24 protein-coding genes are annotated in these 25,014 nt (G+C 62.4%); 12 read left to right on the top strand and 12 right to left on the bottom strand.

Translation table 11 applies throughout. From position 1 onward, the window contains the following. Positions 1–248 precede the first annotated feature (248 nt). Positions 249–464, bottom strand: a complete 216-nt coding sequence (locus tag AC1RM7_RS01420) for a hypothetical protein (RefSeq protein ID WP_024920035.1) — start codon at positions 462–464, stop codon at positions 249–251. Further along, positions 461–658 (bottom strand): hypothetical protein, encoded by a 198-nt coding sequence (locus AC1RM7_RS01425; RefSeq protein ID WP_024920034.1) that lies wholly within the window; start codon positions 656–658, stop codon positions 461–463. Before AC1RM7_RS01425 ends, AC1RM7_RS01420 begins: the two co-directional genes overlap by 4 nt. A 204-nt stretch (positions 659–862) precedes the next feature. On the opposite strand from AC1RM7_RS01425, the gene fabD reads away from it, so the two are divergent. Beyond that, on the top strand, positions 863–1,816 hold the full coding sequence (fabD, locus tag AC1RM7_RS01430) for an ACP S-malonyltransferase (protein WP_024920033.1): 954 nt from the start codon (positions 863–865) through the stop codon (positions 1,814–1,816). 253 nt (positions 1,817–2,069) lie between these two features. Here fabD and AC1RM7_RS01435 read toward each other — a convergent pair whose 3' ends face one another. After that, complete coding sequence (locus tag AC1RM7_RS01435) at positions 2,070–2,921, bottom strand: hypothetical protein (protein ID WP_024920032.1); 852 nt, start codon at positions 2,919–2,921, stop codon at positions 2,070–2,072. Positions 2,922–3,132: 211 nt separating this feature from the next. Here AC1RM7_RS01435 and AC1RM7_RS01440 point away from each other — a divergent pair, with 211 nt between their 5' ends. Then, positions 3,133–3,645 carry a YciE/YciF ferroxidase family protein gene (locus AC1RM7_RS01440; RefSeq protein ID WP_024577509.1) on the top strand — a complete coding sequence of 171 codons (513 nt, stop codon included), beginning with the start codon at positions 3,133–3,135 and terminating at the stop codon, positions 3,643–3,645. Positions 3,646–3,721: 76 nt separating this feature from the next. Here AC1RM7_RS01440 and eutC read toward each other — a convergent pair whose 3' ends face one another. After that, the gene (eutC, locus tag AC1RM7_RS01445; protein WP_024920031.1) at positions 3,722–4,513 is read right to left on the bottom strand and encodes an ethanolamine ammonia-lyase subunit EutC; all 792 of its coding nucleotides are present in this window, start codon (positions 4,511–4,513) and stop codon (positions 3,722–3,724) included. After that, on the bottom strand, positions 4,510–5,904 hold the full coding sequence (locus AC1RM7_RS01450; protein WP_024920030.1) for an ethanolamine ammonia-lyase subunit EutB: 1,395 nt from the start codon (positions 5,902–5,904) through the stop codon (positions 4,510–4,512). Before AC1RM7_RS01450 ends, eutC begins: the two co-directional genes overlap by 4 nt. A gap of 266 nt (positions 5,905–6,170) precedes the next feature. Here AC1RM7_RS01450 and fabG point away from each other — a divergent pair, with 266 nt between their 5' ends. From fabG to gmk, 6 genes are all read left to right on the top strand, one after another. Beyond that, a complete protein-coding gene (gene fabG, locus AC1RM7_RS01455) occupies positions 6,171–6,908 on the top strand; it encodes a 3-oxoacyl-[acyl-carrier-protein] reductase (RefSeq protein ID WP_024920029.1) in 738 nt (245 codons plus the stop codon). A 301-nt stretch (positions 6,909–7,209) separates the two neighbouring features. Then, positions 7,210–7,449: an acyl carrier protein gene (locus AC1RM7_RS01460; protein WP_006020277.1), complete on the top strand. Its 240-nt coding sequence runs from the start codon at positions 7,210–7,212 to the stop codon at positions 7,447–7,449. A gap of 111 nt (positions 7,450–7,560) precedes the next feature. Then, positions 7,561–8,826, top strand: coding sequence for a beta-ketoacyl-ACP synthase II (gene fabF, locus AC1RM7_RS01465; protein WP_024920028.1), 1,266 nt, complete (start codon positions 7,561–7,563; stop codon positions 8,824–8,826). A 141-nt stretch (positions 8,827–8,967) separates the two neighbouring features. Continuing rightward, positions 8,968–10,332: an endolytic transglycosylase MltG gene (mltG, locus tag AC1RM7_RS01470; RefSeq protein WP_024920027.1), complete on the top strand. Its 1,365-nt coding sequence runs from the start codon at positions 8,968–8,970 to the stop codon at positions 10,330–10,332. Between the two features lie 111 nt (positions 10,333–10,443). Next, positions 10,444–11,331 carry a YicC/YloC family endoribonuclease gene (locus AC1RM7_RS01475; protein ID WP_006020280.1) on the top strand — a complete coding sequence of 296 codons (888 nt, stop codon included), beginning with the start codon at positions 10,444–10,446 and terminating at the stop codon, positions 11,329–11,331. A gap of 5 nt (positions 11,332–11,336) precedes the next feature. Continuing rightward, entirely contained in the window at positions 11,337–11,993 is a 657-nt protein-coding gene (gmk, locus tag AC1RM7_RS01480; RefSeq protein WP_024920026.1) for a guanylate kinase, read from the top strand. A gap of 35 nt (positions 11,994–12,028) precedes the next feature. Here the strand turns inward: gmk and AC1RM7_RS01485 are convergent, their stop codons facing one another. Further along, a complete protein-coding gene (locus AC1RM7_RS01485) occupies positions 12,029–13,045 on the bottom strand; it encodes a hypothetical protein (protein WP_024920025.1) in 1,017 nt (338 codons plus the stop codon). 212 nt (positions 13,046–13,257) lie between these two features. Here AC1RM7_RS01485 and AC1RM7_RS01490 point away from each other — a divergent pair, with 212 nt between their 5' ends. After that, positions 13,258–13,935, top strand: coding sequence for a spermidine synthase (locus AC1RM7_RS01490; protein ID WP_024920024.1), 678 nt, complete (start codon positions 13,258–13,260; stop codon positions 13,933–13,935). A gap of 8 nt (positions 13,936–13,943) precedes the next feature. On the opposite strand, the gene AC1RM7_RS01495 is transcribed toward AC1RM7_RS01490, so the two are convergent. From AC1RM7_RS01495 to lptG, 6 genes are all read right to left on the bottom strand, one after another. Beyond that, positions 13,944–15,002: an alcohol dehydrogenase gene (locus AC1RM7_RS01495; RefSeq protein ID WP_006020284.1), complete on the bottom strand. Its 1,059-nt coding sequence runs from the start codon at positions 15,000–15,002 to the stop codon at positions 13,944–13,946. 13 nt (positions 15,003–15,015) lie between these two features. Then, positions 15,016–15,882: a 16S rRNA (adenine(1518)-N(6)/adenine(1519)-N(6))-dimethyltransferase RsmA gene (gene rsmA, locus AC1RM7_RS01500; RefSeq protein ID WP_006020285.1), complete on the bottom strand. Its 867-nt coding sequence runs from the start codon at positions 15,880–15,882 to the stop codon at positions 15,016–15,018. Further along, positions 15,879–16,886, bottom strand: a complete 1,008-nt coding sequence (gene pdxA / locus AC1RM7_RS01505) for a 4-hydroxythreonine-4-phosphate dehydrogenase PdxA (protein WP_006020286.1) — start codon at positions 16,884–16,886, stop codon at positions 15,879–15,881. Before pdxA ends, rsmA begins: the two co-directional genes overlap by 4 nt. 19 nt (positions 16,887–16,905) lie before the next feature. After that, entirely contained in the window at positions 16,906–17,832 is a 927-nt protein-coding gene (locus AC1RM7_RS01510; protein WP_024920020.1) for a peptidylprolyl isomerase, read from the bottom strand. Positions 17,833–18,012: 180 nt separating this feature from the next. Beyond that, positions 18,013–20,487, bottom strand: coding sequence for an LPS-assembly protein LptD (locus tag AC1RM7_RS01515; protein WP_006020288.1), 2,475 nt, complete (start codon positions 20,485–20,487; stop codon positions 18,013–18,015). Beyond that, positions 20,487–21,575, bottom strand: coding sequence for an LPS export ABC transporter permease LptG (lptG, locus tag AC1RM7_RS01520; protein ID WP_492838357.1), 1,089 nt, complete (start codon positions 21,573–21,575; stop codon positions 20,487–20,489). The genes AC1RM7_RS01515 and lptG overlap by 1 nt, the downstream gene beginning before the upstream one ends. A gap of 602 nt (positions 21,576–22,177) precedes the next feature. Here lptG and AC1RM7_RS01525 point away from each other — a divergent pair. From AC1RM7_RS01525 to AC1RM7_RS01535, 3 genes are all read left to right on the top strand, one after another. Then, entirely contained in the window at positions 22,178–23,680 is a 1,503-nt protein-coding gene (locus tag AC1RM7_RS01525) for a leucyl aminopeptidase (RefSeq protein ID WP_024920018.1), read from the top strand. A gap of 61 nt (positions 23,681–23,741) precedes the next feature. Beyond that, positions 23,742–24,194, top strand: a complete 453-nt coding sequence (locus tag AC1RM7_RS01530) for a DNA polymerase III subunit chi (RefSeq protein ID WP_492838359.1) — start codon at positions 23,742–23,744, stop codon at positions 24,192–24,194. Positions 24,195–24,503: 309 nt separating this feature from the next. Beyond that, entirely contained in the window at positions 24,504–25,010 is a 507-nt protein-coding gene (locus tag AC1RM7_RS01535) for a hypothetical protein (protein WP_492838775.1), read from the top strand. The last annotated feature ends 4 nt before the right edge of the window (positions 25,011–25,014 follow it).

The following is a 25,014-nucleotide window of genomic DNA, read 5'->3' on the forward strand; positions in this document are numbered from 1 at the left end:
TCGGAAAGGACTCGATATGCTCAGAAGGCGGAAGCACGGGACGACGGACCGACTGGCCCTGCCGCATCAATCAAACTGGAATGTCAGACTGGTGAGACCGTCCGTTCAGCTCCCGGCCGGGATCCACGGATGGCGCGGTTATAAGGATTCTGGGGCCCGTTGCAAGGCAAAACAGGCCTTCTGGAGGCCCGAAAAGCCCCTCACAGGCCCGTTTGGCGACACTTTCAGCCGCCCAGGCCGCTGTCGCCCTATTTTGTGTCCGCCAGCCTTGGCGCTTCCGCCTGAGGGGAAATCGGGAAGGAGGGGGCGCCAACAATCGGAAAGACATTGCCGACGTCCATCCGCTGGCTGGAATAACCCAAAGCGCCTCCAATGATAACGGCGCCTATGGCGGCGCCCCAGAGGAACTTGTGGTAGGCGCGTTTGCCGCCAACCGTGTCGTCCAAATTGTTATTCGCGATCATCGGCGCTCCGTGGTGGGACGGGATTTTGCCAGGCCGCTTGTGCCTGGCGGTGCGGTATCTACGGCGGTCACGACCATCGGGCTGCGGTCGAATGTGGTGATCAGCGCCGCCCCGAATACGGCGGCGAGAACCAGCGCGAAGATCAAGACCGGCGCCAGAGCTAGTGTCTGTGGCTTGCGAGGATCATTTTCCATGGTGCGCCCTCCACTGGGCACCCCAGGAATGAAACGCGCATCTCTGGCGCTGGGTTCCCGTCCATCTCGGTCATTGGCCTGCGGGGCCGCTGGGCGAGCCGTCCGGTGGCCGACCGGATCTGGGTTTCATAGGGTTCACCGCACCACAGCTTGACACCTGAGGCCCCGGCGGTGTCTTACGGCCTGCTCACTTTGGGGACTTTCATGACAGCAGCATTCACCTTTCCCGGTCAGGGATCGCAGGCGGTCGGCATGGGCAAGGCGCTCGCCGACGCATTTCCGGCAGCCAAGGCTGTGTTCGACGAGGTCGATGCGGCGCTCGGCGAAAAGCTGACGGCGATTATCTGGGAGGGGCCGGCGGAAACGCTGCAACTCACCGAGAACGCGCAGCCAGCGTTGATGGCCGTGTCACTGGCGACGCTGCGCGTGCTGGAGACCGAAGCCGGGATCGACATCGCGCGCGATGCGGCGTTCGTCGCCGGTCACTCGCTCGGCGAATATTCCGCACTGGCCGCGGCTGGCACTTTCTCGATCAGCGACACCGCGAAGCTGCTGCGGACGCGCGGGCTCGCCATGCAGAAGGCCGTGCCGGTGGGTGTCGGCGCAATGGCAGCGCTGCTCGGGCTCGATTACGAAGCCGCGGTCGCGGTTGCCGAAGAGGCGGCGCAGGGACAGGTCTGTCAGGCCGCCAACGATAACGGCGGTGGACAGGTGGTCGTTTCCGGCGACAAGGCCGCCGTCGAGCGTGCGCTTGAGATCGCCAAGACCAAGGGCGCCAAGCGCGCGATGCTGTTGCCGGTGTCGGCGCCGTTCCATTGCCGCCTGATGCAGCCCGCAGCGGACGCGATGGCGCAGGCGCTCGCAGGCGTGACCATCAACAAGCCGAAGGTGCCGGTGGTGTCCAACGTTCTGGCGTCGGCGATCACCGACCCGGACGAAATCCGCAAGCGGCTGGTCGAGCAGGTGACCGGCACCGTGCGCTGGCGCGAGAGCGTGGCGTGGATGGCATCGCAGGGCGTGACGCACTTCCTCGAAATCGGCGCGGGCAAGGTGCTGTCCGGTCTGGTCAAGCGTATTGCCGATGGCGCGGTCGGTGTGTCGGTCGGCGGACCGGGCGACATCGAGGGTGCAAAAGCCGCGATCGCAGCAGCGCGTTAAGCTTACCGCCGGACTTGGCCCGCGCGGGCCTCATGGCGGCGTTCCTTGTTGGCCCGATTGTTGCTACGTCAGTCGGGCCGCTCATTTACTCCAGTTTTTGAGCGGTGCCCCCTTTGGGCTGGGGCATGGCCGCCAGTGTCTCCTGACACTGGCGGCTTTTTTATGCGCCGAGATCAGCTTCAGCGAAGCAGGATGATCAGCAAAATCAGCGGCAGTGGAATTCCAAGTAGCCAGAGCAGAATTGGCATGAGCTTTACTCCCTCGTGAATGGGGCGGTGCCCCAGTTGCGATCGCGAAATGCCCCGGCTTCAGCCGCAGCGATGCTTGCCGCGAAGGCACCGACCAGCAGAGACGCAGCCATCCAGAACGCCAACTGCGCCGCGGCCTTGCGTGCCTTGTCGAGATCGGACTTCGCCTGTGTCACGACGTCGTTGACGCGCTTCTCGGCGTCGGCCTGGCTGAGCGCTGTGCGGCGGGCGACCACCTGAGCCACATAGGTGCGATCGGCGGGCTTCAAGTCGCGTTCTGTGCCGAAGCTGGACGTCAGCAGCCGGGTCAACTCGTCGCGGATGTCATTGGCGTCGCCAGCCGGAACGGTTGCTGCTGCCGGGTCGGGGCGGAGAAGCTGGTCAACATAACCGCTCATCGGGCCTGAGGATTGCCCGGCTGCGGTGCCCGCGCCCTGCGAGAGGCCGCCCGCTGTGCTGCCGATGATGGTAGTCGCTGCTGAAGCCAGCAACAGGGCGCCCACGACGGATGCCAATGCCCACGCGAGAAAGCCCTGCGCGGTGTCGCGGAAGTAGGTCTCGTTGCTGTGAATGCCGTACCACGGCGTTCGCAGGCGACCGGCGATATGGCCGCCTATCGCGGACGAGATCATCGCCACGACGACAAGATAAAGCCCGGTTCCGATCTTGAACGTCGTGGCAGAGACACCCGAGTCGCTCCACGGCGATACTACGCTGAATCCCATCCCGGTCCCGAACCACAAAAGCACGAGGGTCAATGCCAAAGCGGCGAGGGCTCCCGCCGCAATCGCCGCCCACGACACGCCAGACGTAGGCAGTTCGGTAACCGATGTTCTCAGATCAATCGTCTTTTCCATGATAGGCGCTCCCGGCAATCCCTCTGATCGAGGTGCACATCAATCACAGAGAGCAGAGAGAGTTCCGGAAATACTTGGGGACACGAATGATCTCGAAGAGAGGTTTGAGTAAGCGCCTCATTCGTCCAACTTGTCGCAACTGCGCGCGCATAGTTCGCCGGGAACGATCCGATCATTGCTGCGTTCACGGCTGACAACAAAGGAGTGTGCCATGGGCATTTTCACGAAAGACATTAAGACGTTTGACGATCTCCTGCTTCACGGCCTGCAGGATATCTTCTACGCTGAACAACAGATCACGAAGGCGCTGCCGAAGATGATCGACAAGGCCACCAACGGCGATCTCAAAGCCGGGTTGAAAAGCCATCTCGAAGAAACCAACAACCAGATCGAGCGTTTGAAGAAGGTGTTTGCGAAGCTCGGTCAGGACCCGAAAGGGACCACGTGCCCGGCGATCGACGGCATCATCAAGGAAGCCGACGAAACCGCAGGCGAGATTGAGGACAAGGCAGTACTGGATGCCGCCATCGTCGCGAACTGCCAGGCCGTCGAGCACTACGAGATCGCCCGTTACGGCACGCTCATCGCATGGGCGGAGTCGCTTGGACATGAGGAGATCGTGCGCTTCCTCACGACAAATCTGAATGAGGAAAAGGCGGCGAACACCAAGCTCAATACCGTCGCGCTTCGCAAGGGCGTGAATACCAAGGCAACGGCTGCGTAAGCGGCTATGCAATCGTAAAGCCGCGCTCAGATTTGAGAGCGCGGCTTTTTGATTCAGTGTCTGTTCTGAAAATCCGTCATGCGAGCGGACCGGGCAGGCGGGCGGTGTTGCCGCCCGTGACCAGCGCCAGATCGCTCTCGTCCTTCAGGTCAACGCCGGTCAGGCCGCGGTTCAATGCCTCGCGCACCAGCCACGCCAGCTTGAATGCGGCGGCGGCGTAGCTCATCCCCTCAGGACGCACATTGGAAATGCAGTTGCGTCCGGCATCGTTACGGCCACGAAATGGCGCGTGGGTGATGTAGATGCCGAGGCTGTCGGGCGAACTCAGGCCCGGCCGTTCGCCGATCAGCATGATCGACAGCTTCGCCTGCAACAGTTCCGCGATCTCGTCGGCCAGCGCGACCCGCGCCTGCGTGGCTACAATCACCGGCGCCTGTTTTAGTTCGTTCGCGAGAAGCGGCTTCAGTGCTGCGAGCAGCGGCGCGGCATGGCGGTCGATCGCGAGCGACGACAATCCGTCACCGATCACGATGCAGACGTCGCTGCGCACGAGAGGCACCGTGCGCAGTTTTGCAATCTCGTCGGGATCGATCACGCGGCCCAGATCAGGCCGCCGCAGATAGGTGGTGCGATCCGGCGCACGGCTATGGGTATGGGCGACCGTCCAGCCCTGATCGTGCAACGCCGCTTCAAGTTTTGGAACATCGAGAGCGGCATGGATCGCATCGCGCGCCATCGCATGTGCCCAGCCGAAGCGCAGCACCTCGTCGGTCGGCATGCCCGCGCCGGCGCGCCCGAGCGCCAGCCGCGCCGGCGTCACGCTGCGCCATTCGGCCCATGGCGACTCGGTCACGTTCTTGTCCGTCATGCGACCAGCGACTTGAGATTGCCCATGCCGCCGAGCAGCGCATTGGGTGAGGGCGGGCGCAATCGGCCGGCGGCGTCGGTGATCTGCATGCGTTGCAGCCACGCTTCGAATTCAGGGGCGCGCTTCAGATTCATGGTTTCGCGCAGAAACAGGGCATCGTGGAACGACGTGCTCTGGTAGTTCAGCATCACGTCGTCCGCGCCGGGGACGCCCATGATAAAGCTGATGCCCGCGCTGCCGAGCAGCACGAGCAAGGTGTCCATGTCGTCCTGATCGGCTTCGGCGTGATTGGTGTAGCAAATGTCGCAACCGAGCGGCAGGCCGAGCAATTTGCCGCAGAAATGATCCTCAAGCCCGGCGCGGATGATCTGTTTGCCGTCGTAAAGATATTCAGGACCGATGAATCCGACCACGGTATTGACCAGCAGCGGTTTGTAGCGCCGCGCCAGCGCGTAGGCGCGCGCCTCGCAGGTCTGCTGATCGACGCCGAAATTCGCATCGGCTGACAACGCACTGCCCTGGCCGGTCTCGAAATACATCACGTTGTCGCCGGCGGTGCCGCGTTTCAAAGACAGCGCCGCCTCGTAAGCTTCGTCGAGAATTTCCGGCGTGACGCCGAACGAGAGGTTGGTCTTTTCGGTGCCGCCGATCGATTGGAATACGAGATCGACCGGCGCGCCGCTCTCCGCAAGCCGGATCGTGTTGGTGACATGGGTCAGCACGCAGCTCTGGGTCGGGATCTCGAAACGCTGGATCACCTCGTCCAGCATGTGCAGCAGGCCGCCAAGCACCGGCATGCTGTCGGACACCGGATTGACGCCGATCACGGCGTCACCTGAACCCATCAGCAATCCGTCGAGCGTAGACGCCGCGATCCCGCGCAAGTCGTCGGTCGGATGGTTGGGTTGCAGGCGCACCGACAGATGCCCTTCCAGCCCGATGGTGTCGCGGAAGCGCGTGACGACGCGGCACTTGCGCGCCACCGCAATCAAATCCTGGTTGCGCATGATCTTGGACACCGCCGCGGCCATTTCCGGCGTGAGCCCGCGCGCGAGCGCCGCAAGCGCCTCGGTCGTCGCCTGCTCGGATAAAAGCCAGTTGCGGAAATCGCCGACGGTCATGTGCGAGACTGGTGCGAACGCTATCGCGTCATGGCTGTCGATGATCAGGCGCGTGATGTTGTCGTCTTCGTAAGGGATCAGGGCTTCGGTGAGAAATTGCTTGAGCGGCACCTCCGCCAGGACATGGCGCGCTGCCATCCGCTCCTGCGCGGTGGCCGCGCCGATACCCGCAAGATAATCGCCGGAGCGTGCAGGCGAGGCGAACGCCATCACCTGTTTCAGGTCGTCGAAGGCGAACAGTTGCTGGTCGATGGCGGTACGATAGCGCATCGATATCTCTCTCCGCTGCTTCGTCTCTGGGCAGTGGCAGGCAGGATACTCTCAAAGCCGGTTGAGGCGAAGGCGCCGCCGGCTTGGCCGCCGTGATCGTCAAAAGGCGAGGAAAAAGTGATCGACCCCGGCACCCCGGGGCCTAACCGGGGCCGTTTTGTGACAATTGATGAGGCCCGGGTCATTGACGAACGGCGTTTTCTTGCGGCAAACGGGGCACGAATTTTGACCCGGGCTTTCCCCGGGACTGTTCCCAAGGGGGCGACATGTTCGATTTGACTGGCAGGACCGCGCTCGTCACCGGGGCGACCGGCGGCATTGGTGGCGCGATTGCAAAGGCGCTGCATTCGCAAGGCGCAACCGTTGCGATTTCGGGCACCCGGCGTGAGGCGCTCGACGCGCTGGCGGGTGAACTGAAGGACCGCGTGCATGTGCTGCCGTGCAATCTGTCCGACATGGCCGAAGTCGAAGCGCTGGTCCCGGCTGCGGAAAAGGCGATGGGTCAGCTCGACATCCTGGTCGCCAATGCCGGCATCACCCGCGACAACCTGTTCGTGCAGTTGCGCGACGAAGATTTCGACGACGTGATCCGGGTCAACCTGACCGCCACGTTCCGTCTGGCGCGCGCGGCGACGAAGCTGATGATGCGCAAGCGGTTCGGACGAATCATCGCGATCACGTCGGTCGTCGGCGTCACCGGCAATGCGGGGCAGGGCAACTATGCCGCCTCGAAAGCCGGATTGATCGGAATGATGAAGTCCGTAGGCGCGGAGTATGCGCGCCGCAACGTGACCGCCAATTGCATCGCACCCGGGTTCATCGCAACCCCGATGACGGACGTGCTGAACGAAAAGCAGCGCGAAGCGGTGCTGGCCAAGGTGCCGGCCGGGCGTCTGGGGACGCCGGAGGACATCGCCGCCGCCGCCGTTTACCTTGCCTCCAACGAGGCGGCCTACGTGACGGGGCAGACCATCCATGTCAACGGCGGAATGGCCATGATTTAGGCGCTGTTCCGCAGGGGTTTTGTCAAGCGGAATGGGTGATGGACGGTGTCCGGGGCCGTGTGGTCAAGTCCGGGGAAGTATGGTAACCGAACGGCAATCGGTTGGGGAAAACGCCATTGCAGGATCGCCAAACCCCGTATATTGCCGTTCCGGCGCCAGCCGCCGTTTTCGGTGACTTCGTCCATGTGGCGAAGGGACAGGGATGCGTGGTACGGACGGCACGAATTTGCATTTTTTCGCACCGCGAGGGGCTCGTATCGTTTTGCGGTCGAGTTTAATGGAACAAGCACGAGGTTAAACGATGAGTGAGATTGGCGAGCGGGTTAAGAAGATCGTGGTCGAGCACCTTGGTGTCGAACCCGAAAAGGTTGTCGATGCTGCAAGCTTCATCGACGATCTCGGCGCCGACAGCCTCGATACGGTCGAACTCGTGATGGCGTTCGAAGAAGAATTCGGCTGCGAAATTCCGGATGACGCTGCTGAAACCATTCTCACCGTGGGCGACGCCACGAAATTTCTCGAGAAGAACGCCAAGAGCTGACGCCAGCGCGCAGCCACGATGACACGCGGCGGGTTGTGATCGAACGACCCGCCGTCTTGCTGTCATAGTGGCGCCGATTGGCCTCAGCCGGTTGAGCCGGAAAGGAAGACTATGCGGAGGGTTGTCGTCACGGGTCTGGGCATGGTTTCGCCGCTCGCCAATGGTGTCGAGCCGACCTGGAAACGCATCCTCAACGGCGAAAGCGGCGCCGCCCGCATCGAGAAATTCGAGGTCTCCGATCTGACCTGCCAGATCGCATGCATGGTTCCGCGTGGCGACGGCAGTAACGGCACATTCAATCCCGACGACTGGATGGAGCCGAAGGAACAGCGCAAGGTCGACGATTTCATCATTTTCGCCATGGCGGCTGCGAGCCAGGCGCTCGACGACGCCAACTGGCACCCCACGACCGAAGAAGAGCGCTGCGCCACCGGCACCATGATCGGCTCGGGTATCGGCGGCATCGAAGGCATCGGCGAAGCCGCCGTGATCCTGAAGGAGCGCGGCCCGCGAAAGCTGTCGCCGTTCTTCATTCCCGGCCGTCTCATCAACCTCGCGTCGGGCTATGTGTCGATCAAGCATGGCCTCAAGGGTCCGAACCATGCGGTGGTCACCGCCTGTTCCACCGGCGCGCACGCCATCGGCGATGCCAGCCGCCTGATCGCCTTCGGCGATGCGGACGTGATGGTGGCGGGTGGCGCGGAATCCGCCGTCAATCGCCTCGCCATGGGCGGCTTCTGCGCGCTCCGCGCGATGGCCACCAAATACAACGATAACCCGACCATCGCATCGCGGCCCTACGACAAGGACCGCGACGGCTTCGTGATGGGCGAGGGCGCCGGCGTCGTGGTGCTCGAGGAATACGAGCACGCGAAGAAGCGCGGCGCGAAGATCTATGCCGAAGTCGTCGGCTACGGCCTGAGCGGCGATGCTTATCACATTACCGCTCCGGCCGAAGACGGCGACGGGGCGTACCGCTGCATGAGCGCGGCGATGAAGCGCGCCGGAATCACGGCATCCGACATCGACTATATCAACGCCCACGGAACCTCGACGCCGCTCGGCGACGAGATCGAACTTGGCGCAGCGCAGCGGCTGCTCGGCAATGCGGCGTCGAAGGTGTCGATGTCATCGACCAAGTCTTCGACCGGCCATCTGCTGGGTGCGGCCGGCGCGATCGAGGCAATCTTCTGCATTCTGGCGATTCGGGATAATGTCGCGCCGCCGACGATCAATCTCGACAACCCCTCCGTCGAGACGGCGATCGACCTGGTCCCGAATAAGGCAAGGCCCCGCGAGATTAATGTGGCCCTGTCGAATTCGTTCGGGTTCGGCGGCACCAATGCATCGCTGGTCGTCCGGCGCCTGGCGAATTAGAGCGTTTCAAGAGTTAATAGACTGACGGAACGGGCAAAACTGTCTTCAAGGTTTTGCCTCATTCGGACATAATTTCTCTCACGGGCGCGCGTATAACGCTGAATCGACGCGCTACACGCCGGCAAGATTTTAGGTTGCTCAATGAGTCAGAGACCCCCCATCGCGCCACGTAGCCCGCGTGCGGCGCTTGAGCCCGAGCAGGTGCCGCAGCCGCCGAAGCATTCGCAGCGTGCCCGCAGTACTCTGGTTGTCGTCGGCAATGCCATCTTCACATTCCTGATCATCGCAATGCTGATCGCGGGGGGCGTTTTCTTCTACGGCAAGAAGACAATCGAGGCCAAGGGTCCTCTCACGGAAGACAAGGTCGTCAACATCCCGCCGCGTGCCGGCATGACCGACATCGGCGACATTCTTCAGCGCGCCGGCGTGATCACCGCCGACCGTTGGACCTTTATCGGCAGCGTGCTGGCGATGAATGCGCGCTCCGGTCTGAAGTCCGGCGAGTATCTGTTCCAGAAGAACGCCAGCCTGCGCGACGTCATCAACACCATCGTCGAAGGCAAGGTGGTGCAGCATGCGATTACGATTCCCGAAGGCCTGACCTCAGAGCAGATCGTTGCCCGGCTTCAGGACAACGATATTTTCTCCGGCTCGCTGAAAGAGCAGCCGCGCGAAGGCACGCTGCTCCCGGACACCTATTATTTTCCGCGCGGCACGCCGCGCGATCAGGTGATCCACCGCATGCAGCAGGCGCAGAAGAAAGTTCTCGCCGAGGTCTGGGCGCGTCGCAACCCCGACATTCCGGTCCGTTCGCCGGAACAACTCGTGACGCTGGCGTCGATCGTCGAGAAGGAAACCGGACGCGCAGACGAGCGCAGCCGCGTCGCCGCCGTTTTCACCAACCGCCTGCGCCAGCGCATCAAGTTGCAGTCCGACCCGACCATCATTTACGGGCTCGTTGGCGGCAAAGGCACCCTTGGCCGCCCGATCAAGCGCAGCGAGATCACGCAGCCGTCGCCCTACAACACTTACGTCATTGAGGGCCTGCCGCCGGGACCGATCGCCAATCCCGGACGCGCCTCGCTGGAAGCCACCGCCAATCCGGCGCGCACCCGCGACCTGTTCTTCGTCGCCGACGGCACCGGCGGTCATTCCTTTACCGAGACCTACGACCAGCATCAGAAGGGCGTTGCGAAGCTGCGCGCGATGGAGCGCCAGCAGCAGAACGACACCGTCGATGCCGACGACCAGCCGCCGGTTTCTGCTGTTCCGGTGCCCGCAACAGGCGCGCCTCCCGCCGCGGCTCCTGCCAAGCCACCCGCGAACGCTGCGCCGAAGGCCGCGCCCAAGGCGGCTGCGCCAAGGGCGTCCGCGCCCGCGAGCATCATGGCCGTAGAACCTCCGGCGGATGGAGCAGCCCCCGCTGCGGCGCGCAAGCGTACGGCAAAACGCACCCCGGCTGCGGCGCCCGCCGAGCCGGAGCCTGAAGAAGAGAAGACGCAGTAACGCGGCCTCTCTCTTGCGTGCCTTGCCGATTTCAGGGACAAGCTGACGCGGGCCGCTCTGGCGGTTCGCCAGTTGACTCGTTGGATCACCAGTAACGGAGACACTTTCGCGATGGCGCTGTCGAGCATGACCGGCTTTGCGCGAAGCCACGGCACCAGCGGACCCTATGCGTTCGAATGGGAATTGAAATCGGTCAACGCCAAGGGCTTTGACTTCCGGCTGCGGTTGCCGGCCGGGTGGGACGACATCGAGGCCGCGGCCCGCAAGCGCGCCACCGAGCTTCTCTCGCGCGGGACTGTTTATGCGAACCTTACGGTCAAGCGCACCGGTGCGGCATCCATCGTGCGTATCAACGAGGACGTTCTTGCGTCGATCCTGAAAGTCGCGAGCGAGATTTCCGCACGCACCGATGCGGTGGCGCCGAGCGTCGATGGACTGCTCGGGATCAAGGGCGTCATCGAGGTTGCCGAGCCTGAGAGCGATGAGGCCGAAATGCAGGCCGCGCGTGCTGCCGTCTCCGCGTCGTTCGAGCAGGCGCTGCAAAGCCTGATCGACATGCGCAAGCGCGAAGGGGTTGCGCTTGGCCAGATCCTTGCGCAACGCATGGACGAGATGGAAAGCCTCACGAAACGTGCGGAAGCTGCACCCGGACGCAAGCCGGAAGCGATCCGGGCACGGCTTGCCGAACAGGTCGCGGCCTTGCTTGAGACGTCCGATCGTTTCGATGCCGACAGGCTCAATCAGGAAGCGATCCTGATCGCGGCGAAGGCGGACATCCGCGAAGAACTCGACCGCATCGTCTCGCACATCGCGCAGACCCGCGAACTGCTGGGCAAGGGCGGCGCGGTGGGACGCCGGCTCGATTTCCTGGCGCAGGAGTTCAACCGCGAGGTCAACACCACCTGCTCGAAGTCGAACGACATCGAACTGACCAACACGGGCCTTGAGATGAAGGGTGTGGTCGAGCAGTTTCGCGAGCAGGTTCAGAATCTGGAGTAGCGGCCATGGCGGCGGGGGGGACCTTGAGGGGCGTTGAGCGGCGCGGACTGATGTTCGTGCTGTCGTCGCCGTCGGGCGCGGGGAAATCCACGCTGGCGCGCATGCTGATCGACAAGATGCCGGATCTGCGCATGTCGGTGTCGGTGACCACGCGCGCCAGGCGTCCCGGCGAGGTCGATGGCGAGCATTACTATTTTATCGACAAGCCGAAGTTCGACGCCATGGTGACAGCGAGCGAACTCCTCGAGCACGCAACGGTGTTCGACAATTCCTACGGCACACCGCGCAAGGCGGTCGAGGACGCGCTGTCTTCAGGGCAGGATGTGCTGTTCGATATCGACTGGCAGGGTACGCAGCAACTGCGTGAGAAAGCCCGCGCTGACGTGGTGAGCGTGTTTATCCTGCCGCCGTCCGCCGCCGATCTGGAAAAGCGGCTGCATACCCGCGCTCAGGATTCCGATGAGGTGATTGCGGGGCGCATGAGCCGCGCCAGTCACGAACTGAGCCACTGGGCGGAATACGACTATGTGGTCACCAACTCCGAACTGGACGAGGCGTATTCCCAGGTCCTGACCATCCTGAAGGCCGAACGGCTGAAGCGCGAGCGCCAGACCGGACTGTCAGCTTTCGTGCGCGACCTCCAGAAGCAGCTCGAAAAGTAAGCGGCGGGCTTCGCCCGCCGCTTTAAGCATTGATCCTATGCCGCCGAGCGCCTTGAGACCCGCGCGAGCAACTCCTCGATTTCATCGGTGGTAACGTCCAGCATGCGCGGCTCGGGCAGGGTGTGCGCGTAGTGCGGCGCCAGTGTCGGCGCCGGGTTGTCTTGCAGAAGGGTGCGATCGGATTCGTTCAGATCCCAGATCTGACGGCGCTGACCATGGGTGCGCTCATCGACGTGCGGCCTTGGCCGGAAGTACTTGAACAGCAATGGGCCGACGATGGCGGCGAGCGCCAGCACGCAGACGAGGATGCTCAGCAAGACCCTGAGCGAGAGGCCTTCGGTGTCTGCGGGCGGCGTAACCTGTTGCGGCTGCACTGGTGTCGCGGTCGCCACCGCTGCCGGGCGCGCGGCCGGTGTCGGCGCAGCCGCCGTGACGAGACGTTCGGCAGTCAGAACTGGAGCAGGCTGCGCGGGCGCCGGTGTTATAGCCCCGGACTGATCGCTTGCGGAGGCAGAGGCGTTCGGTTCTGGCCAGCGCGTCGCGACATTCCAGCTTTGTTTGGCCGCGGCTTCAGGAGCCGGCTGGATTGCAGACACCTGATTATCGGCGCGGACATCAGCGGAGGCAGGCGAAGGCATCTGCGGCCACGTCGTTTCCGCAAGTGACGGATCCTCGGCGGTCAACTCGGCGCGCGCGTTCGCGACTGATTTCTGAATCGGCTTCTTCGCAGTTTCCTGTTTCGGAGCAGGTGTGATCCGTTTCGGAGGCGGCGTGTCCTCTTCGGCGGTGTCTGACGATGCTGGTGCCGGTGTTGCCGCCTTCTTCGTTTTCCCAACTTCATCGGCGAGGTACCAGCACTTGCGCTTGGTGCCTTTCTCGATCCGGTAATACCAGTGCGCGCCTGCTGGTGTCGCGCCCTTCGGCGCGGAGAGACATTCGTTTTCGGCGGCGGTCTCTGCAGCGGGCGCCGCGGTTGCTGACACCGATGTGCCAAGGATTGAAACGCAGCCGGTGATGACGGCACAAGCAATTGCAGCGGTGCGGTTTGACATTCTGTCCCCCTTACGCAACACGAACCCATTCTCGCATTGGGTTTTCTGCGACAAGTTGGGTCGGAATAGGCCGCAAATCCGGACAGGCTGGGGCAACATTCGGGCGCACGCGCAGAGGGCCATTTGCTCAATTCTGGCTGGCATTTGGGAACCTGCATGGCTAACGAGAGCGTGCCGCGCGCCGTCGCGCCGAACAGTCGAGGACATAATCGTTGATCCCCTGGACCTTGCTGGATACCGCGCAAATCCCCGGCGGCGGCGAGCTCCGCCTGATGCGGCGTGGCAATGAATTTTCCATCAAGCTCGGCCAGAACGAGTTGATGAACAGCCGTCTCAGCGGGTCCGAACAGGCGCTCGCCACGCTGACCTGCGAGAGATTGCAGGGATGCAGGACGCCGCGGCTGCTGATCGGCGGCCTCGGCATGGGCTTCACATTGCGCGCGGCATTGTCCGCCCTCGATACGGATGCGCGCATTGTCGTCGCCGAACTGGTGCCGGAGGTGGTGACCTGGGCGCGCGGACCGATGGCGGAGGTTTTCGGCGACAGCCTGACCGATCCGCGTGTGTCCATTCGCGAGAAGGACGTCGGAGCGCTGATCCGCGCCGAGCGATCGGCGTTCGACGCCATTCTGCTCGACGTCGACAATGGTCCCGAGGGGTTGAGCCGCGAAGCTAACGACGCGCTCTATAACAAGAGCGGTCTTGCGGCTGCACATGCGGCGCTGCGGCCCGGCGGCGTGTTTGCTGTGTGGTCGTCCGGCCCAGATCCGCGTTTCACGCAGCGGCTGGCGAAAGCGGGCTTCGATGTGGATGAAATCAAAACGCGCGCCAACGGCAAGCGTGGTGGCGCGCGTCATGTGATCTGGCTCGCGACCCGGCTGGGCCGCTAAAGAAGAGTTCAGTTCGTCAGCATAATGCGGCCGACGACTTTGCCGGCGCGCAACTGATCGATCCACTTCTGCACGTCGCCCATCGGCTCTTCCTTCATCGGTGTCGGCTTGACCTTGCCGGCGCGTGCCAGCGCCATCAGTTCCTCGGCCTCGGCAAGCGTGCCGGTCATGAAGCCTTCGACGGTCATGCGCTTGTAGATCCATTGCACCATCGGAAGATTGAAGTTGCCGCCCATCAGGCCCGACACCACGATCTTGCCGCCACGCGCCACGACGGAGGTCGCAAACGCCATCGACTTCTCATTACCGGCGAAATCGACGATCCCGTCGAAGCCGCCGTCGGTTTCCTTGATGATGCGCTTTGCGATATCGGCTTCTGTCGGATCGTAAGCGGTGGAGGCGCCGTTCTTGACCGCCGCGTCGCGGGCCGATGCGCTGAGATCGGCGACTGTGATGGGCTGCTTGAACATCGCCTGCGCGAGCGAGACGCCCATCATGCCGACGCCGCCAAGACCGATCAGCAGCAGATTGCGCTGGCGAGGCCGATCGACCAGACGCTTCAGTGCGCCGTAAGCGGTGATGCCCGAGCACATCAATGTCGCCGCCGTATCGACCGGCACCTGGCCGTAGTCGATGAGATACTTCTGGTCGGGCACGAGAACGTGGCTGGCAAAGCCACCGTCGATCGACACGCCAAGAAAGCGGTTACGCGCGCAAAGGTTCTCGTCGCCGTTGAGGCAGTCGCGGCACTGGCCGCAGCCGATCCACGGGAACACGGCCATCTTTTTACCGATGAGCGACTTGTCTCCATCAGGGCCGACTTCATCGACGACGCCCGCGATCTCGTGGCCGAGCGTGAAGGGCAGGGTCATGCCGCGGGTGGTGTCGAGCTTCTTGCCATTGCCAAGATCAGCATAGCCGTCCTGAATGTGCAGGTCCGAATGGCACAGGCCGCAGCGCTCGATCCGCACCAGAACTTCCCGGCCCTGCGGCTTCGGGGTCTCCACGATGGTTTCGCAGAGCGGAGCATCGAACTTCACGAGAGACTGGCGGCGCATCTGAGCCATTGGGCTTTCTCCGTTACACTGTTTTTGATTTTGCGGCTGTTATATCCGCCAATTCGCGTGCCATGGCAACAAAGCCGGACACCGGGATGGTCTCGGCGCGCCGCGTTGGATCGACGCCTGCGGCGGCCGCCAGCAGTGCAGGATCGGCATTCAGCGATTTGAGGCTCTGCCGCAGCATTTTCCGGCGCTGGCCGAAGGCGGCCGCGGCTACGCGCTCCAGCATGCGGCGATCGCAGGGCAGAGGTGCGGCGCGCGGAATCAGCCGCACCACGGATGACGTCACCTTAGGCGGCGGCACGAAGGCGCTGGGCGAGATATCGAACAGGATCTTGGTTTCCGCCCGCCAGTTGGCGAGCACGCCGAGGCGGCCATAGGCCTCGTCATTTTCACAGGCGACAATGCGCTCGGCGACCTCGCGCTGAAACATCAGCACCATCATGTCGTACCACGGCGGCCATGGCTCGGCGCTGAGCCAGTCGACCAGCAACGCGGTCGCGATATTGTAAGGCAGATTGGCGACGATCTTTGCGCGCTCGCCATTGAGATGCGGCCGCGGATCGAATGTCGTCGCATCCGCATTTACGATGGTCAGGCGGCCGGGATAGCGCTGCGCAATCTCTTCCAGTGCAGGAATGGCGCGCTCGTCGCGTTCCACGGCGATGACGCGTTTGACATTCTGCGCGAGCAGGGCGCGCGTCAGGCCGCCGGGGCCTGGACCGATTTCGACAATGGTCGCGTCCTCCAGCGGCGCGGCCGCGCGCGCAATCCGCGATGTCAGATTGAGATCGAGCAGGAAATTCTGGCCGAGCGACTTGCGTGCGGATAGCTCGAAGCGGCGGATGACGTCGCTGAGCGGAGGTAGATCGTCGATGGCGCTCATGCCTTCGATGCCGAGGCCATGCGCGCCGCGAGGCGCAGCGCCGCAATCAGGCTCGAGGGATTCGCGCGCCCGGTGCCCGCGATGTCGAACGCCGTGCCGTGATCCGGCGAGGTGCGGATGAACGGCAGTCCCAGCGTGACATTCACGCCGTCATCGAAGGCAATGGTCTTGATCGGGATCAGTGCCTGGTCGTGATACATGCAGATCGCGCAGTCGTAGGTTTTCCGTGCAGCGGCATGAAACATGGTGTCGGCTGGCAGCGGGCCGCGTACGTCGATGCCGTCCCGCCGCAGCGTCTCAATCGCAGGCGCGATGATCGACTGGTCCTCGTGACCGAGCGAGCCATCTTCGCCGGCGTGGGGATTAAGGCCCGAGATCGCGAGGCGGGGCCGGGCAATGCCAAGCCGTGTCTGCAAATCCGCCGCGACGATTCGTGCGGTTCTGACGATGAGATCGCTGGTCAGCTGCGTGATGGCGTCGCGCAGCGGCAGATGGATCGTCACCGGAACGACAGCAAGCTCAGGCGACCACAACATCATCACCGGATGGGGCACCGAACCGCTCACCGCGGCGGAGAGCTGCGCCAGGAATTCGGTGTGGCCGGGATGTGAAAAGCCCGCACGATACAGCACGCTCTTGGCGATCGGATTGGTGACGACCGCACTGGCGCGTCCGGCAATGACGTCGGCGACGGCGTGCCGGATCGACGCAATGGCCGCCGGTGCGCTGCTGCCGTCGGGCTGTCCGGGCTTTGCCGTCGCCGCTACGCGGGTTGTCACCACGGGAAGCGCGTCTGCGAAAACGCCTGCGGCGTCTTCGGCGCTCGTGTCGGCGGTGGAGATATCGACGCCCAATATTCCGGCGCGGGCCGCGATGAATGCGCTGTCGCCGATCAAATAGAACGCGGGAAGATCGAGTTCACGCCGCTTCAGCCATGCAGCGATCGCGATGTCAGGACCGATGCCTGCGGGTTCGCCGATCGTCAGCGCGAGTGCTTTGGTCATGGCCGAGGCGTCGCGCTCATCAGTTGCGCATTTCGATCATGGCGCCCTTGCGGATCTCCTGGAGATACGACTTGGACTTGGCTTCGTATTTCTGGTTGTAGATTTTCTCGCGCGCTTCGCGCTTGGCGGGTGTGTCGGCCTTGGTCGGCTTGCGGCTGCACAGCGCCACCATTTCAATGCCCTGCTTGGTCACCTCCGGAGGCGTCAGTTTGCCGACAGGCATCTTGTCGAGCAGCTCTCGCAGGTTCGGCGGCAGGTCCGCTGAGGTCTTGGTAAGCTGATCGCGGATCGCCGCGTCTCGCATCGAGCGGAACAGTTCCTGCGCTTCATCGCAGGAGGAAATTCTGTTGCGAAGCAGTTCCGCTTCCTTGCGTCGCGCTTCGATGGTGCTCGACGGCGAGCCTCGCGGCACGATCAGGACGATCGGGCGAACGAGATACTCGAAGCTTTCACCATCCGATTTGCCGCTATCGAACCCGGCGAGATCTTTTTCGGGGACAAGCAGATTCGACTGGAACCGGCCGCGCACCAGATTGCCCCAGGTCATGTCCGCCTTGATGCGGCTCTTGAGAGTCTCGGGGCGGATGCCGTGACCTTCGAGCGTCTTGTTAAGCTGCTCGGGATTCAGGCGCATGCGCGAAGCCATGTTGCCGTAGGCACCGTCGATATCCGACGATGACATGTCGAGGCCGTACCGCTTGCCTTCCTTGATCTTGAGCTTGTCGTTGATCAGCTCGTCGAGGGCTTCCTGCCGGGAGATTGTCTTGCGCGTCGTCAACTGCGTGAGCTTGATGCGCTGATCGATGTCGAAATTGGTAATGGCCTCGCCATTCACCATCGCTGCGACGGATTGCGCCATGACGGCGGAGCCGAAGCCCGACGTGAGGAGAACGGCGGCTGCGAGCGAAACAGCCCTTGCTGTGCGAAGAATAAAAGTCGCGATCATATTCAAACCCGTCTTCAAACCTATTTCTGGCGAAGGCTGGAGGTTCCAGCGTAGCAAAACCTACCTCGCGTTTGCGGCGTCAATGCACGCGCTTGATGAATTTTCGGCGGTTCCTGTAGCCTTGCCGGACGCGCCTTGAATCTGCAATCGCGCGGGTTTCAAAATTCCGCTACCGGAATACTACTGCGAAGCGTTGAACGAACTCGTGCCGATGGTGCGCAGGCCGATCTGAAGCATGATGCGGTGGTCGGTGACGGGAGTTGTATAGCTCGTCGACGTGTAGGCGTAATCGGTGATGTAGTTGGCTGCGATGATGAAGCAGTCGTCCACGTAGCCTGCGCCCACGATGTACTGATTTACCGTCTGGTTCGCGATGTCGTAACGCAACCCGCCAGACAGCATCCAGTTGTTCGCTATCTTGATCGAGCCAGTGCCCACGATGCCTTCGCGGCGGTTGAGGAATCCGAGTTCAGGCTGCTTGTCGTAGTTGCCGTAGAGCAGGCTCACCTGGAAGCGGTCGAAATTTGCGCGGCCTTCAAGTTCGAAACGCCGCACGGCCCCCGTCGCCTCGTCGAGCCGGGTGCGGGCGATCAGGCTGTAGATCTTGTTCGGCTGGTACGCGATGCGGCCGACATAGTCGGACCGGGCGGTTTCCAGACCGCTACCGATGCCGGTGTTGGTCAGATCCTGCACGGCGAACGAGTTCAGCCCGAACAGCTGGTACGATTGTCCGAACAGGACATTGATGGAGCCGCCGCGGTCGAACTGCGTGGTCGCCTGAACGCCGACATTCGCACGGCCGCCGCCTTCGACGCGGTCATAGCCCGAGAACTTGTCGACACGGAACAGGTTGCTGTCGTCGAATGTAAAGCTCTGTGCGTCTTCGTTCGGAAGACGGCCGGCGCTCGGCTCATTCGGGCGGATGATCAACTGGCCGATCGGTTCGATCGTCGTGGTGCCCCACGGCTGCACATTGATGAACGGGTAGCGATACTCGAGTCCGACCGTCGGCATCAGGCGCGCGGTCTGCGTCGAGCCGACCGGCAGGTAGTTGGAGACGCCGGGCTGGTTGTCGATGTTGGCGCTGATCACGTCACCGCGCAGCGACGCGAAAGGCGTGAAGATCTGGCCGATGGAGTCGGTGAACGAGCGGCGCCATTCCACTTCGGCCGTCAGCCGGGTGTAGTCACCGGGGATGCCGCGCAGCAAGCAGTTCGAAGGTATCTTCCTCGTCGGGTCTGCCGATGTGGGCAGGCACCAGCCACTGAGGAGTGCGGTCGGGTTGATTGGATCGAACGCCGCGGTCTGGCGGCTCAGGCTGGTGAAGTTGGCCTTGTAGCTGAACTCGCCGCCCAGAATGTTGCGGTTGAGCACGTTCGAATAATCGATCACCGGGTGAACGATCGGAATCTGGCTCTGATTGTCGGCTGCGGAATAGCCGAGGAAGTGCATGATACGCGCGTCGAAATAGCTGCGGTTGCCGACGCCGGTGAGATAAATCTGGGACAGACCGGTATCGGGGGTCAGCAGGAATGCGTTGAGCGCGTTTTTGTACGGGCCGAGGCCGTAGTCGAAGAAGAACGACTTGTCGGAGACCGCGACCGCGTCCCAGCCCCAGACCCATTTGTCGTTGAGCGCGAACTGGCCCTTGGTATCGATGCCGCCGCGGAAGTCGCGGTAACCCGGCTCGGTTAGGAACTGACCCTTGTCGTCCTGACGGATGCCATAGGCGCGGATTTCGTAGGCGCCATTGATCAGGCGCTGACGGAATTCACCCTGCATCAGCAGGCCCTGCTTGGTGGTGTAACGCGGCGACACGGTCAGGTCGTAGTCGGGCGCCAGCGCGAAATAGTACGGCACCTCGATGCCCACGCCGTAACGCGAGCTCGATGAATAGCTTGGAATCAGGAAGCCGCTCTTGCGCTTGACCGTCGGGTCGGGCGTCGAGAAGAACGGCAGATAAGCGATCGGCTGACCGAAAAACTCGAGGCGCGCGTCCTCGAAGTACAGCATCTTCTCGGTCTGATTGTGGATTATGCGCGCGCCCTTGACCTGCCAAAGCGGCGGCTTCTTCGGATTGTCCTTACAGGCCGCGCAGGCGGTGTAGACGCCATTCTGGAAAATCGTGATGTCGCCGTCGGTGCGGTCGGCGCGCGTCGCCGCCATCCGGGTCTGATCGGCGGTCTCAAGACGCAGCGAATCGACAAAGCCGTCCCGATAGTCGTCCGACAGATCGAGCATGTTGGCGTAGGTGATCTTGCCGTCGACGTCCGTCAGCCTGACGTTGCCTTCGGCATGCAGGCGCTTGGTCTTCTGGTCGTAGATGACCTTGTCGGCTTCAAGCGTCGACCCGTTGTAATAAATCTGAACGCTTCCAACCGCTGCGACGCGCGAGTTGTTGTAGTCGTAATTGACCTCGGTCGCCTGCACCAGCATCTGCCCGTCGTTGTTCGCCGGGCGCGCCTGCTTGGGCGGTTTCGGGGGGAGCTGATTGTAGCGGTACGTCTGGGCGGCGGCCGGTGTTGCCACCATGCCCGCGAGCCCGGCCGTCAGGCCAAGTCCCAGAACCACGGACATGAGCAGGCTTTGACGGCGCAAGCGAATGCGCCGCCTGAACGTAGGCGTCCGTCCTTGGAGGGCGGCGACAACGGCCACTACCCGTCCTCCTGGTACAGCAAAGCCAAAAATCCCGAGAGGCCGCCCACGCAAACGGGCAACCACGCGGCAGCGAGCGGATGCATCAACTCGGCCTTGCTTAAATCTTCAGTTACTTTCGACAGGACATAGAGCAGAAACCCTGCTGCAACGCCACTTAAAACCATCTTTTGCACCCCGCCGAAGCGGAAGAACCGCAGGCTTACAGCGGCCGCGAGCATCACCATTGCAGCCAATAAAAACGGGCGCGCGATGAGCTTGTGGTACTGCAGGCGGTAACCGGCTGTGGCCTGTCCGGAGTTTTCGGATGACTTGATGTAGTCCGGGAGTTGCCAAAATGACACAGTTTCGGGGGTGGAGAAGCTGTTCCGGACCTGGGCCAGGGTGAGGGTGGTCGCGATCGAGAAGGTGTCCTGTTCGATCACTGGGCTGTCGAGGGTGTAGCGGCGCACCTGCTTGAACACCCAGCGGCCAGGCTCAAGAATGGCTTCCTGCGCCTCAAGTCTCTCCCTGAAAATGCCGGACGTGTCGTAGCGGAACACCGAGATGCCGGTCAGGACCGCACCTTGCCCCTGACTTCGGGCGGCGTTGATGACGCTCTGTCCCTCGCTGGTCGACTGGTTGAGCCAGAAGCCGGCGCCATCCTGAACCGTTGGCGCGCCGTCGGTGAAGATCTTCCGCTCCATACCCTTGGCGCGTTCGAGCATCTCGGCCGACAACGGATTGTAGACGACGGTCGCCAGCATCCCGAGTATCAGCGCGCTGAGCAGTGCAGGCGTGGTGAACTGCCAGGCTGAAATGCCGGAGGCTCGCGCGACCACAAGTTCGAGCCGGCGCGACAAGGCGAGGAAAGAGACCATCGCGCCGATCAGGATGCAGAACGGCATCAGTTTTTCGAGCGACAACGGCACGCGAAACAAAGCGGTCTGCGCAACGAACAGACCCGACACATGTGGCAGGCCGCCGGCGCGGCGCATCAACTCAATATAATCAACTGTAATGATCAGCACGAAGATCGCGGCGAAGGTCATGATCGATGCGATCACGAAACGTCCGGCGAAATAGCGTGCGAGGATTGTCGTCACCATGCGCGTAACCGCCTTATGCCCACGCCTGCCGCCGGGCAGGCCGGACGGTCGCGAAAAGCCAGGCGGACGACGATGTGGTCGTCCGGTAAACAGTGGTGTCGATTGACCCCATCGGGCAGCAGTATCCCCAACTCCAGCCAGTTTCCGCGAAATGCGCCCAAACCTTTCGCAAGGTTCCCCCAGGGCGGAATCGCGTTTTCCGGCACATTCTTATTTCATAGCATCCCTTTGATTGGTCAACAAAATGGCCGACCTGAGGCCGCGCCTCAAGTACGGTTAATAAAACCTCATCGTTGCTTTGGGGTAACTCTTGCGGCGAGGCGGCAGCCATGCTTGGCGCGCTTGGCAGCGCGCGCAGGAACGCGTCATAGTGCGCCGCAGAGAATCCTGCGGGATTCTGGTCCCTGGTGATCCGGTCTGACATTCGTATCGTAGCTTTAGCAGGCGCTTTTACGAATGTCAGAACCGAAGGATCACTGGAATCATAAGCTTACGAGTGTCCTTTCGTATCCGACGTTCGCTCGGGAGGCGCTGAGGTGTGAAGCGAACGTTGGATACGAGACACTAGCTGCGCAAGCCGCGATGATCTGGAGGATTTGCCTATGACCGACGCCGTAAAGGTCGGCTTCGTACCGTTTTCCGCTGCCCCCCGCGGCGTTCTGGTGGTGTTTTGCGACGACACATTGAAATTCGGCCCGGCCACGATCAAGGCGCTGGGAACTGCTGCGAATGCCGTCAAGCGCGCAGCAACAATGAATCAGTTCAAGGGAAAGAGCGGGGCCACGCTCGATATTCTGGCGCCGGAAGGTCTCAAGGTCGGGCGTCTGATCGTTGTCGGTGCGGGTAAACTGGCGTCGCTCAAGGACAGCGATTTCATCAAGCTTGGCGGCAAGGTCGCCGCCAAGATCAGCGCCGGCACCGAAGCTGTGACCGTTCTCGCGGAGCTTCCGTCGGGCGCGATGAAGGGATCGCAGGCGGCTCTGATCGCATCCGGCATCCGGCTGCGTGCCTATCGATTCGTCCGTTACAAGACCAAGAAGAAGGACGGCGACAACGCACCGCTGCGGACGCAGTTCTCGATTGCGGTCGCTGACGTGGCTGCTGCGCGCAAAGCCTTCACGCCCGAAAATCATGTCGTGGACGGCGTGCTGATCGCGCGCGAACTCGTCAATGAGCCGCCGAACGTGCTTTTCCCGGCGGAATTCGCGCGGCGCGCAACCCAGTTGCGCAAGCTCGGCGTCAAGGTCGATGTTCTCGACGTCAAGGCGATGACGAAGCTGGGCATGGGCGCGCTGCTCGGCGTTTCGCAGGGCTCCGAACATGACGGCCGCACCGTCATCATGCGCTGGAACGGCGGCAAGCCCGGCGAGCAGCCGATCGCCTTTGTCGGCAAGGGCGTGTGCTTCGATACCGGCGGCATTTCCATCAAGCCGGCCGGCAGCATGGAAGACATGAAGGGCGATATGGGCGGCGCGGCTTGCGTCGTTGGCCTGATGCACGCGCTGGCTGCCCGCAAGGCGAAGGTTAATGTCGTCGGCGCGATCGGTCTTGTGGAAAACATGCCGGACGGCAATGCGCAGCGTCCCGGCGATATCGTGACATCGATGTCGGGACAGACCATCGAGATCATCAACACGGATGCCGAGGGCCGCCTCGTGCTGGCCGACGTGCTCTGGTACGTCGCGCAAAAGCACAAGCCGAAGTTCATGATCGATCTGGCGACTCTGACCGGAGCGATCATGGTCGCGCTCGGCGTAGAATACGCCGGCATGTTCTCGAACGACGACAAGCTCGCGGAACGCCTGACCGCGGCGGGACAGGAGACCGGCGAGCGGGTCTGGCGCATGCCGCTCGGCCCCGAATACGACAAGCAGATCGATTCGCAGTTCGCCGATATGAAAAATACCGGCAGCCGCAACGGCGGTTCGATCACCGCGGCGCAGTTTCTCCAGCGCTTCGTAGATGACACGCCGTGGGCTCATCTCGACATTGCCGGTACGGCGATGGGTGTTCCCGCGTCCGACCTGAACCGCAGCTGGGGATCGGGCTATGGCGTGCGCCTGCTAAACCGGCTTGTCGCGGACAACTACGAGACGAAGCGATAACGCGTAACAACAGGGGCGGTGCACTGTGCATCGCCCCAACTGACAATCGGCACGCCGCGCGATGACGGAAGTCCTGTTCTATCATTTGCAAGACACGACACTTGAGAAAGTGTTGCCGCCGTTGCTTGAGAAATCCGTCGAGCGGGGATGGCGTGTCGCGGTTCAGATCGGATCGGAAGAGCGCGCCGAAGCGCTCGACGCCCATCTGTGGACATATCGCGAGGATTCGTTTTTACCGCATGGCACCTGGCGCGACAGCGATGCCATGAACCAGCCGATTGTTCTGACCATGGACGACGGCAATCCCAACAATGCCAATGTCCGATTTATTGTGGATACCGCGGGTCTGCCCAAGGATTGCGCAACATACGATCGCATCGTTTTTGTCTTCAACGGTGACGACGAGGAGGCGCTCGGTGTTGCCCGCGCGGCCTGGACGGACGGTAAATCGCGCGGGCTCGATTTGACATACTGGCAGACCGACGAGCGCGGCAGATGGCAGAAACGCGCGTAAATGCGCGATCCCGAGAGATGGATAAGACGATCCGCTGGCGGCTCGCCTCGCCGGACCGCTGTTAATGTTAGAGTCTTTTTTCGTTGACCTGACGGGCGCTTAGCCACCATGGTGCCGCAAAGGGGTGGTGGAAGGCGACGTAAGCGCAGTTATGGGCAAGGGGTTCCATTCTTGCCGCCAAAAGACGCGCAAATGATTGTTTAGGCATTTGCTTTAGACATATCCCGGTTCCCGAACGCGTATCAAAGCGCTGAAGTTGATGTGAGATCGAATTTGAGCGTCCTGCGTAAAAACATCCATGTCCGGCAGATGGCGGCCCTCGTGATTGTGGCTCCGATGGTTGCCGGTTGCAGCGGGCTCGGCGGGCTATCGGACTTTTCGCTCAAGGACCAGGAATGGTTCGCGCGTCCAGGCAAGATCTTCAAAGCCGGTAACAGCGCGATTGAAACGCCGCCCCTGAGCCCGACAAAGGAAGTGTCCGCGAACGACCTGATTTCATCGGATGGTCAGTGTCCCGGCATGCCGGCGCAGGGTGCGCCCGCCGATGCCAATGCATCCACCGAAGGCCAGGTTTCCGTGGCCCCGGTCGCGCTGGGTCATACCGAATGTGACGTCGCGCGCGCGATCCCTGTCGCGCCAGAGAGCGTCAACCTGTCGAACAATGCGCGCGGCGACCGCGTTGCGCTCATTACCTGGAAAACCGGACCGCGCCCCGGCGCCTATACCTTCACGTCGGGCCGGTTAACGTCGATCGAGCGTGTCGACGTGCCGCCGCCGGAAAAGCCCGCGCGCGCTGCAAAGAAGAAGCGCGCCTAAACCT

It is taken from the genome of Afipia sp. GW822-FHT03D08, from assembly GCF_058801645.1.

What these genes read in the sequence shown, in the direction of transcription:
- AC1RM7_RS01420 (WP_024920035.1), bottom strand. Translation starts at nt 464, where the DNA reads ATGATCGCGAATAACAATTTGGACGACACGGTTGGCGGCAAACGCGCC.
- AC1RM7_RS01425 (WP_024920034.1), bottom strand. Translation starts at nt 658, where the DNA reads ATGGAAAATGATCCTCGCAAGCCACAGACACTAGCTCTGGCGCCGGTC.
- fabD (WP_024920033.1), top strand. Translation starts at nt 863, where the DNA reads ATGACAGCAGCATTCACCTTTCCCGGTCAGGGATCGCAGGCGGTCGGC.
- AC1RM7_RS01435 (WP_024920032.1), bottom strand. Translation starts at nt 2,921, where the DNA reads ATGGAAAAGACGATTGATCTGAGAACATCGGTTACCGAACTGCCTACG.
- AC1RM7_RS01440 (WP_024577509.1), top strand. Translation starts at nt 3,133, where the DNA reads ATGGGCATTTTCACGAAAGACATTAAGACGTTTGACGATCTCCTGCTT.
- eutC (WP_024920031.1), bottom strand. Translation starts at nt 4,513, where the DNA reads ATGACGGACAAGAACGTGACCGAGTCGCCATGGGCCGAATGGCGCAGC.
- AC1RM7_RS01450 (WP_024920030.1), bottom strand. Translation starts at nt 5,904, where the DNA reads ATGCGCTATCGTACCGCCATCGACCAGCAACTGTTCGCCTTCGACGAC.
- fabG (WP_024920029.1), top strand. Translation starts at nt 6,171, where the DNA reads ATGTTCGATTTGACTGGCAGGACCGCGCTCGTCACCGGGGCGACCGGC.
- AC1RM7_RS01460 (WP_006020277.1), top strand. Translation starts at nt 7,210, where the DNA reads ATGAGTGAGATTGGCGAGCGGGTTAAGAAGATCGTGGTCGAGCACCTT.
- fabF (WP_024920028.1), top strand. Translation starts at nt 7,561, where the DNA reads ATGCGGAGGGTTGTCGTCACGGGTCTGGGCATGGTTTCGCCGCTCGCC.
- mltG (WP_024920027.1), top strand. Translation starts at nt 8,968, where the DNA reads ATGAGTCAGAGACCCCCCATCGCGCCACGTAGCCCGCGTGCGGCGCTT.
- AC1RM7_RS01475 (WP_006020280.1), top strand. Translation starts at nt 10,444, where the DNA reads ATGGCGCTGTCGAGCATGACCGGCTTTGCGCGAAGCCACGGCACCAGC.
- gmk (WP_024920026.1), top strand. Translation starts at nt 11,337, where the DNA reads ATGGCGGCGGGGGGGACCTTGAGGGGCGTTGAGCGGCGCGGACTGATG.
- AC1RM7_RS01485 (WP_024920025.1), bottom strand. Translation starts at nt 13,045, where the DNA reads ATGTCAAACCGCACCGCTGCAATTGCTTGTGCCGTCATCACCGGCTGC.
- AC1RM7_RS01495 (WP_006020284.1), bottom strand. Translation starts at nt 15,002, where the DNA reads ATGGCTCAGATGCGCCGCCAGTCTCTCGTGAAGTTCGATGCTCCGCTC.
- rsmA (WP_006020285.1), bottom strand. Translation starts at nt 15,882, where the DNA reads ATGAGCGCCATCGACGATCTACCTCCGCTCAGCGACGTCATCCGCCGC.
- pdxA (WP_006020286.1), bottom strand. Translation starts at nt 16,886, where the DNA reads ATGACCAAAGCACTCGCGCTGACGATCGGCGAACCCGCAGGCATCGGT.
- AC1RM7_RS01510 (WP_024920020.1), bottom strand. Translation starts at nt 17,832, where the DNA reads ATGATCGCGACTTTTATTCTTCGCACAGCAAGGGCTGTTTCGCTCGCA.
- lptG (WP_492838357.1), bottom strand. Translation starts at nt 21,575, where the DNA reads ATGGTGACGACAATCCTCGCACGCTATTTCGCCGGACGTTTCGTGATC.
- AC1RM7_RS01525 (WP_024920018.1), top strand. Translation starts at nt 22,178, where the DNA reads ATGACCGACGCCGTAAAGGTCGGCTTCGTACCGTTTTCCGCTGCCCCC.
- AC1RM7_RS01530 (WP_492838359.1), top strand. Translation starts at nt 23,742, where the DNA reads ATGACGGAAGTCCTGTTCTATCATTTGCAAGACACGACACTTGAGAAA.
- AC1RM7_RS01535 (WP_492838775.1), top strand. Translation starts at nt 24,504, where the DNA reads ATGGCGGCCCTCGTGATTGTGGCTCCGATGGTTGCCGGTTGCAGCGGG.